General features: G+C 47.0%; 2 protein-coding genes. Both read right to left on the reverse strand.

From position 1 onward, the window contains the following. Nucleotide 1: 1 nt before the first annotated feature. A complete protein-coding gene (gene alaS, locus PX484_RS21030; protein WP_288105374.1) occupies nt 2-2,626 on the reverse strand; it encodes an alanine--tRNA ligase in 2,625 nt (874 codons plus the stop codon). A 71-nt stretch (nt 2,627-2,697) separates the two neighbouring features. Further along, the coding region (locus tag PX484_RS21035) for an Rpn family recombination-promoting nuclease/putative transposase (RefSeq protein ID WP_288105376.1) at nt 2,698-2,978 on the reverse strand (281 nt) is incomplete at its 5' end.

Below are 2,978 nucleotides of genomic sequence, written 5' to 3' on the forward strand. Positions count from 1 at the left end.
ACTATTGTAAACTGCTAGTTAACTGACTTTTGGCCTTAGCTAAAGCTTCGCTTAACTTACTAGCATCCCGTCCCCCAGCTTGAGCTAAATTGGGACGACCACCACCACCACCGGCGCAGATTTTAGCGATCGCACCGATAAATTTACCCGCTTGTAAACCCTTATCTTTAATCACCCGGGGACTAAAAGCGGCCACTAAACTCACTTTATCAGCTGCGGGAGTCGAGGCCAAAACCACTGCCCCTTCCCCTAATTTTTGCTGTAGTCTTTCGGCTGCGGCCATCAAAGCATTAGCATCAATATCGCCCAAAGAAGCGACTAATAGCTTAAATTCGCCGATAGATTCAGTTTGAGATAGCAAAGCATCCGATTTATTTAGTGCTAACTCCTGTTTAACCGCTTCTAACTGCTTTTGTGTCCCCTTTAACTCCGATTGTAAGGCCGTAATGCGATCGGGAATTTCCAGAGGTTTGACCTTAAAGCGATCGCACAAATCCCGCACCACCTGATCCCGTTCATTCAGGTATGCTAACACGGCGGGGCCGGCCACCGCTTCGATGCGACGAATTCCTGCGGCGATTCCCGTCTCGGAGATGATTTTAAATAAACCGATCTCGGCGGTATTTTTAACGTGAGTTCCCCCGCATAATTCCATAGAAACGCTAGGAATATCAATAACTCGCACTTCTGAGCCGTATTTCTCGCCAAACATGGCAATAGCTCCCTTTTGCTTCGCTTCTTCCAATCCCATCACCGCTATCTCGGTGTCATGCGCTTCGGCAATCCAAGTGTTAATCTGTTCTTCCACCTGTTGCAATTCAGAGCTAGTCAGGGGACGAGGACAGTTAAAATCAAAACGGAGGCGCTCAAAACTGACGAGGGAACCCGCTTGGGAAATCCCCCCATCGACAAGCTTTTTCAGGGCCGATTGTAGCAGATGGGTCGCGGTATGATTAGCTTGAGCGCGACGACGACAGGAGCGATCGATCTGAGCATTAATTGTATCGCCAGTGGTGACAATTCCCCGCTCAATCCGACCAAAATGGATAAAAATCCCCGATTCTTTCTGCACATCCTCAACGCGGATAAGCAGATTATCGCCAGTTAAATAACCCTTGTCACCGATTTGTCCACCCGATTCGGCATAAAAAGGCGTTTGATCGAGAACTACCTGCACCTCAGTGCCTGCTGCGGCCGATTCCACCGTTTTACCGGCGACTAAAACCGCCGTTACTGTTGCGGTTGCTTGCAAATCCGTATAACCGAGAAATTCCGTCGGGTGAATATGTTCTGCCAGCTTATCTAAACTCCCCTGTACCGTCAAATCTATGGTTTCGTGGGCGGCTTTTGATCTTTGCTGCTGTTTTTTCATTTCCTGCTCGAAACCCGCCGTATCGACGCTTAAACCCTGCTCCTCGGCGATTTCTTGAGTGAGTTCGAGGGGGAAGCCATAGGTATCATAAAGGGTAAAGGCATCGACTCCCGAAATCTGGCTTTTTTCTTTTTCTAGAATCGATTCGAGCAGTTTCTCGCCTCTTTCTAGGGTTTCTAAAAATCTCGCTTCCTCTCGTTCTAATTCTGCCTTGATCACCGTTTCTCGTTCCCGAACATTGCCATAGACGGACTCGGAAAGAGCGATCGCCACTTCCGCCACTTTGGTGATAAATTGACCTTCAATACCGATTAAACGCCCGTGCCGTACTACTCTACGAATCAGACGACGCAGGACGTAACCTCTGTCAGTATTCGATGCTGAGATACCATCTGCTATCATGTGTACTACCGAACGCACATGATCGCCGATGACTTTTAGGGAAACTTTCGTTTTTTCGTCCGCTTTCTGGTAGTCTATGGCTGCTAACCGGGCTGCTTCGGCGACAATCGGGAAAATTAGGTCAGTTTCGTAGTTATTGGCGACTTTTTGCAGGATTTGCGCCATCCGTTCCAAACCCATCCCCGTATCGATATTTTTATTGGCTAGGGGTGTTAGATTGCCGTCCGCATCGCGGTTATACTGCATGAAGACGAGGTTATAAAACTCGATAAAACGGCTATCATCCTCTAAATCGATGGTTTTATCCCCTAATTCCGGGTGAAAATCGTAGTAAATTTCCGAACAGGGACCACAGGGACCCGTGGGACCCGATACCCAAAAGTTATCCGCTTCGCCCATTTTTTGGATACGATGGGCAGGAATACCGATTTTATCGCGCCAGATAGCGAAAGCTTCCTCATCCTCTCTAAAGACACTAACGACTAATCTTTCGGGGGGAAGGTTAAAAACTTCTGTGGACAATTCCCAGGCCCAGGCGATCGCTTGTTCTTTAAAATAATCACCAAAGCTAAAATTGCCCAACATCTCAAAAAAAGTATGATGTCTAGCAGTCCGGCCGACATTTTCGATATCGTTGGTGCGAATACATTTTTGAGAAGTGGTAGCGCGGGGAAATTCTGGGGTCTTTTGCCCTAAGAAAATCGGCTTAAAAGGGAGCATTCCCGCAATAGTCAGCAAAACGGTGGGGTCTTCTGGTACTAGGGAGGCACTAGGGAGAATTTTATGGTTTCTGGCCGCAAAAAAGTCTAAAAATCGCTGGCGAATCTCGCTTCCGCTTAGGTGGTTGCTCATAGAAGATGTCAGTTAGTCAGAAAATGCCTATTTTATCCATTGTGGCATTTTTGCGTTTTAACTCTCCACCTTTACTCTCGCGCCGCTTGTCGGACCTGTTCTAAGTCTAAATCCAAAGCTTGAGCGATTTGTTCCACACTTAAACCCAAAGCAAGCAAACGGGGAATAGATTCCAGTTTTCCTTCCTGTCGTCCTTCCTGTCGTCCCTCCTGTTTAGTTGCTTCCTTCCATTCCTGATAGGTTTGAGATAAGGTCATAAACACCTCTCTATCTTCAGTTTCTAGGATGTTATTTATTTCCATACTAACCCGCCAACTAATTAATAATTCCAAGACATTTTCCCGGAAAGCAT

This window comes from Microcystis sp. M49636_WE2 (assembly GCF_030065375.1).
Taxonomy (GTDB): domain Bacteria; phylum Cyanobacteriota; class Cyanobacteriia; order Cyanobacteriales; family Microcystaceae; genus Microcystis; species Microcystis aeruginosa_C.

Bases quoted from the DNA above. Each gene is read 5' to 3' on its own strand.
- alaS (WP_288105374.1), bottom strand. From the start codon at position 2,626: ATGAGCAACCACCTAAGCGGAAGCGAGATTCGCCAGCGATTTTTAGAC.